The sequence below is a fragment of the Kribbella sp. NPDC055110 genome (assembly GCF_053607525.1).
The window spans coordinates 1-6350 of record NZ_JBSGTS010000059.1; the positions used below are offsets into that span (position 1 = coordinate 1).

Sequence of the window (6350 nt, forward strand, 5' to 3'; positions counted from 1 at the left end):
GTACTGGGGGCGTTGCACAGGTTATTGCCTGTGCAACGCCCCCAGTTGGTGTTCAGCGCCCCGGTTAGTGGGTGCCGTAGACGTTGAGCTCGGCGGCGGATCCGAAGACTGCTCCGTTGAGGGAGCTGGTGCCTACGAACTTCACGTAGCGGCCGGGCTTCGCGGTGAAGTCGACGCGCTGTACGGCGGTGGAGTTCGGGAACTGCCCGGTCGCCACCGGCGTACCCCAGTCCTGGCCGTCCGCGCTGACGTAGATCTCGTACCCCTTGAACATCCCGTTAGTGCCACTCTGTCGCGGCAGGTAGCCGAACCCGTTCACCTGGTACGTCGACCCGAGATCGAGCGTCATGTAGTGCGGGTACCCGGCCGGCGTACTGACCTCGGACCAGGCAGAATGCCAAAGCGTGCTGGGGTTTCCGTCCAGCGCCGAGGTCGCGGCACCACCCGTGCCGACGTCCTCACTGCTCACGTCGGCCACCTTGATCCGGGACTGCGGAACGATCCCCGGCGGCAGCACGGTGGCTTCCGCACTGATCGTCGCCTGACCACCCGTCACCGTCAGCGGGTACTTCCCTTCCGGCGTACCGGCCGGGGGAGTCACGTCCCACGTGGTCGTCACACTGGTGCCTGCGGCAACGGTCGCGTGAGTCGCCGGCGTGGTCGCCGTGACGATCCAGCCGTCCGGCGCGGTCAGGCCCAGCGTGATGTTGTTGGCGGCAACCACATCGTTGTTGGTGAACGTGGTGGTGACGGTGTTGGCTTCACCGGAGACAAGCCCGGTCAGGCCCGACACCGCGACCGAGGTGCAGTCCGCCGGCTGCGACGTCGTACCGAGATCCGTCACGGCGAAGTTGTCCATGACGAAGTCGCTCTGGTCGCCGCCGTCGGTGAGCTTGCGCAGCCCGACCCAATAGTCACCGCCGCAACCGGCCACGAACTCCTGGTTGAACGTCGCCTTCGTGCGCTGCTCGCCGATCGGCGTCGCCTTGACCTCCACGGACGCCGGCCGGTCGACGCCCTGGACCCACGCGTACTGACCCGCGCGACCGCTCTCGTAGTCGAAGCTGACCTTGTACTTGTGGCCCGACTGGAAGTTCACCGTCCACGGCGCGGTCCGGTAGACCAGCCCGTCGTTCTCCTCGTGCGACTTCAGCGACCAGTTGCCGTCGAGCACGTCGTCGACGAGCTTCCCGTTCCAGCCCGCCTGCGTGTACGGCGCATGCTTGGGAGCGAGCACTGTCCGCGGGTCGGTGACGCCACCGGCATCGCCCTTCACGAACGGCCCCCAACCCTGGTCGACATGCTCGAAGTCGTCGACCAGCCCGGCCGCAGGCCTCGTCGTCTCGACCGCCCGCACATCGTCCAGTCGTACCCGCGCGGCACCCGCAGCTGCTCCGATCGCCAGGTCGGCTGTGCCGCCCTTGGCCTCGAAGACGACCCGAGCGCGCTGGTAGTACGCCTCGTGTTTGTCGTCGGCGGCAACCATGTTCTGCGCGGTCGATCTGATGACCTGGTTGCGAGCGCCGTCGACGGTCAACGTGGTCGGGCGGGACTTGCCCGGCTCGACCTCGATCCAGGCCGAGGCGCTGTACGTGCGACCGCGAGTCAGGCCCGTGAGCTGCTGCCGGATCGACGACGCCTTCGTACCGAGTTCCGCGACGTGCTGACCGTTCTCGAGGGTGCCGATCGTGGCGTTGCCGGTCGCGTTCCAGGCGGCGAGGTTGCCCGCGTTGAAGCCGGGGTCCTTGACGTGCGAGCTCTCGCCCCAGTTCGCGGGTCCCGGCGTCGGCGCCATGTCCGGGTAGACGACGTACGGCTGGCCGGCCTTCGCGTCGAGGGTGATGCTGCCGTTGCGGACGGGCGCGGTGGCGACCTTGACCCGGCCGGTGTCGGTCAGCTTGTAGACCGAGAAGGTCTTCGTGCCGGCGAACGGAACCTTCCAGGTGGTGCGGCCGCCGGTCGGGTTGTAGTGGTAGAGCTTCTTGTTGTTGTCCCACGGCAGCAGGTACTTGTCGCCGTCGAGCACCTTCGCGTCCCCGACGTACAGAGTCCGCTTCCCGTTCTCGACCGCACCGCGGACGCCGCCGGTGAACGTGATGTCGCCGCTGTTCCAGTCGAGGATCTTCTGCTGCTGCAGGAACTTCGCGGGCAGGTTGCGCTGCCAGATGTTGGCGTAGAACGCGTTCCAGTCGGTCTCGCCGGTCCAGCCCTCGAACTCGACGATCGCGGTCTGGCCGAGGATCGGGTCGTTGTTCCAGACGTCCTTCTCGTGGTTGCGGACGAACCGGATGATCTGCGAATTCAGGCCCTTGTTGGTGGCGCCACCGTAGTCGAGGTCGTTGGCCCAGTGCGACCACAGCGACGTCCGCTCGTGGCGGTCGGCCCACTCGGTCGCGATCTGCCAGCCCTGGCCGGCGAGCTGCCGGGACAGGCCGTCGGCGAGCCAACCCGACTGGTAATACACGTCGATGTACAGCTCCTGCAGGTTCTTGTCGGTCTCGTCGCGGAGTTGCTGGAACCGCTTCACGATGTTGCCGGAGGCAAGATCCGGGCGCTGCTTGATGTAGTAGCTCTGGTTGAGCCAGTTCCAGCCCTTGGCGTTCTTGTCGACCAGGTCCTCGCTGAACGCGTTCGCCTCCGGGTAGGACTCGGTCGCGTTGACATGCACGCCGAACGCCGCGTTCCAGGACTTGCCCTGCTTGAGCAGCGTGTTCAGGTCGGTCAGGCCGCCGGCGCGGGTGTTGTAGTTGCCGCCGTAATCCGGGTGGGCGGAGTCGTGGCCCTCAGCGCCGTACCCCTTGAGGACTGCCATCTGGCCGAGGCCGTCGGTGGCGAGCGAGATCCGCTTGACGTCGTCGAGGGTCCGCAGGAACGGGTGCGTGGCCTGGCTGGCGAAGTTGAACGGGATGTGCGTGATCACCCGGTTCTTGACCTGGTCGCCGCCGTTCGGCTCGGTCATGATCGATCGGAACGCGACCGCGCCGTCCTCCCAGTCGACCGTGTGGTCATTGTTCGCGTCGGGGGTGACGACGACCTTCGCCCAGGGGAGCGGTTCGGTGTACGGCGACGTGTCGGCACGGTACGTCCACTGGCCGCTCCACACGCCAACGCGCGTACTGCCGTCGGCGGCCTTTCGGGCGCGATGCCAGAACCGGGCGCCGTCGTCGACCGACGGCCCGGACGGCTTGTCGTACACCGAGCTCGACTCGATGCCCGCCGCGAGCCCGCTGGTGTTGACGAACGCGTACGCCGCACCGGTCGCGGTTGTGTCACCCGGCGTACTCGCGGTGACCGGCGTGATCTTGTCCGCGGTCCGTGTCGAATCCGGATCCAGCGTGGTGAGCGCAGTTGTCGCGCCGGCGTCCGTGCTCGCCACCGAGACCAGGTCGTGGTCGGGGATGTCGATGGTGTGCACGCGACTCGTGTCAGTGTCGCGCACCGCGTCGATCGCGAACTTCGTCACCCGGCCCGTCACGCTCAGGCTCGCGTCCAGTTCGACACCGGGCAGGGCGTCGAAGGCCAGCGTGTACGACGCCCGCCCGCCGTCGACCGCGCCGTCAACCGCGCCGTCAACCGCGCCGTCGACCGCGCCGTCGACCGCGCCGTCGACTGTCGGTGCCGCGGTGAGATGCGCGGTGCGGGCCACGCCGTCGATCGTGACCGTCGAGATCGCGTCCGGCTGACCCGCGAGGGCCTGCCCGGAGGCGTTGTCGACGTACTTGACCACCCGGGGAAAGTCCGCCCCGACGGTGACCGTCAACTCGCTCGACCGCAGTGTCAGGTCGTCGGCTGTGCTGTCGGCGTGCGCACCTGCAGGCACGCTCAGCACCCCGGCGGCCAGGGCTACAGCCAGTACTCCACACCCCACTGAACGTTTCATGCGCCAAAAGTTCGCACGTAAGCGCTAACTCGTCAAGAGAAACAAACAGTAATGAACAGAATTCGCCTCGCGGTCCCACCCGAAGGCCCCACTTTGGGCGCGCGCCAACCGTTTCGGCCGCTCCCAGAGGGTTGGTGGGAACCCAAAGACATCAACCGAGAGGGAGGCGGCCCAACAAGGGGGGTTATCCGGCTTTTGTGACCGGTGTGGGTGGTCGACAGGTCCCAGGGCGGTACCGGGCTCGGCGTGATGTGCAAGCTCGACAGGAGATGTCGGGCGGCCGGGTAGTGCACCTGAGCGTGAACGCGCCCGCGCGTACACCGTCTCGCCGGTGCACTACCTGTCGAGCGTGCACATCACCCCCGCCGCAAGCCGCCACGCCGCCACGCCGCCACGCCGCCACGCCGCCACCAACCCGATCGCCCAGCCGGCACCACCACACCCCCACCTCGGGCAGAAGAACGGATATCCCCTCGAATGGTGGGTTCTCTGCTCGTACACCAGGGGAGAACCCCCAACGCGAGGGGATATCCGGTCTTGTGACGCAGGTGTGGGTCGGCTGGGCTGAGTTGGGCGGCGCCGAGTGGCCCGGCAGCCGGGCACGGGGGCCGGATAACCGCCCCTCGTGTTAGGGGTTCTCCCCTGCCCCGTCGAGTCGTGGGGTTTGGCGGTCACCTGCAGCCTCGATTCACGACTCGCGGTGTCGAGGGGCAACCAAACGCCACGACTCGACCTGAGGCCGCACGGGCGGCCCGCGTGAGCCGGCGCGGCGGGGAAAGAAATCGTCGATCCGTGCAACTTTGTTTCCCCGCTCCGGAGGATTGGCGCGGATCGAGCAGGAGTTCTCCCCCACTGACCTCCGTCATTCACGGGTGAGCCGCCGTGGTGGGCAGCGGCCCCGCACAACCTCCCGGGTCCCTGGTGGGGCGACGACCACCCACACATCGGACAGAAGACCCGGATATCCCTTCGTGCTAGGGGTTCTCTGCTCGTATGCCAGGGGAGAACCCACAACACCGGTGGATATCCCCTCGTGTTGGAGGGGACGGGGTGGGCTGGGGGAGTGAGCTAGCTCGGCTTGGTGGGCTAGCCGGACGGCGTCGGGTGTGCCGGGGGTGGTGGTGAGGCGGGTGGTGGTGTGCCGGGGGTGGTGGTGAGGCGGGTGGTGGTGAGGCGGGGGGTCAGGCTGGGGTGATGCGGCCGGTGACCTCTCCTAGGCCGAGGCGGGGTCCGTTCACGGTCGCGGCCCACGCCGAGATGGTGACCTCGTCGCCGTCCTCGAGGAACGCGTGTTCCTTGCCGTCGAGGATGAGGGGCTCGCGGCCGGCCCAGGTCAGTTCGATGAAGGAGCCTCGTTGGTTCTTCTCGGGGCCGCTGACGGTGCCGGAGGCGTAGAGGTCGCCGGTGCGGACGCAGGCGCCGTTGACGGTCATGTGGGCGAGCATCTGGGCCGGCGACCAGTAGAGGTCGCGGTACGGCGGGGAGCTCACGAGGTGACCGTTCAACCTGACCTCGAACGTGATGTCGTAGTTGACCAGGTTCTTGCCGGCCAGGTACGGGAGGACGGGCGGGTCCTGCGCCGGGAGCGGGACGGCGGCGGCTGCGAGTGCGTCGAGCGAGACGACCCAGGGGGAGATCGACGTGGCGAAGGACTTGCCGAGGAACGGGCCGAGCGGCACGTACTCCCACGCCTGCAGGTCGCGTGCGGACCAGTCGTTGACGACAACCACGCCGTACACATGGTCGCGGAAATGCTCGACGGAAACAGGCTTTCCGAGCGTGGACGGCGTACCGACGACGTAGCCGAGCTCGACCTCGATGTCGAGCCGCTGGGACGGTCCGAAGGTCGGAACCGTGGCGTCCGGCGCCTTGCGCTGGCCGGAGGGACGGACGATGTCGGTGCCGCTGGCAACGATCGTGCCGGCCCGGCCGTGGTAGCCGACGGGCAGGTGTTTCCAGTTCGGCAGCAGCGGCTCGGAGTCCGGGCGGAACAGCCGGCCGAGGTTCGTCGCGTGCTGCTCGGAGGCGTAGAAGTCGACGTAGTCGGCGACCTCGAACGGGAGCAGCATGGTGACTGCGGACTGCGGGATCAGATGCGGCTCGACCGTGTCCCGGTCAGCCGAGTTGCGGACCAGGTCGAGCAGCCAGTTCCGGGTCGCGCGCCAGGCCGGGCGGCCGAGCGCGAGAAACGCGTTCAGGGTCGGCTCCGCGAACAGTTGTGCGCCGTCCAGCATCTGCGCGGACGCGACCGGCGCGAGGTCGATGATCTGGTCGCCGATCGCCGCACCCACCCGCGGCTCCTCCTCGCCGTGCCGGAACACCCCGAGCGGCAGGTTCTCCGGCCCGAACGGCGAACCGTCCGGGATGTCGATCCAGGTCACTAGGGCACCATCCTTGCTGCAGGCACCGATACGGTGCTTGCTGTTGGGACTCGGCGGGAGCCGGGGTGACGGTCTGTTCCGGTCGCTCG

2 protein-coding genes are annotated in these 6350 nt (G+C 67.9%); both read right to left on the reverse strand.

Annotation, left to right across the window (positions count from 1 at the left end; all coding sequences use genetic code 11):
- Positions 1-64: 64 nt before the first annotated feature.
- Positions 65-3880, reverse strand: coding sequence for an endo-alpha-N-acetylgalactosaminidase family protein (locus ACWF0M_RS37980; RefSeq protein ID WP_452240621.1), 3816 nt, complete (start codon positions 3878-3880; stop codon positions 65-67).
- A gap of 1181 nt (positions 3881-5061) precedes the next feature.
- Positions 5062-6261, reverse strand: a complete 1200-nt coding sequence (gene fahA / locus ACWF0M_RS37985; protein ID WP_452240622.1) for a fumarylacetoacetase — start codon at positions 6259-6261, stop codon at positions 5062-5064.
- Positions 6262-6350: the final 89 nt, after the last annotated feature.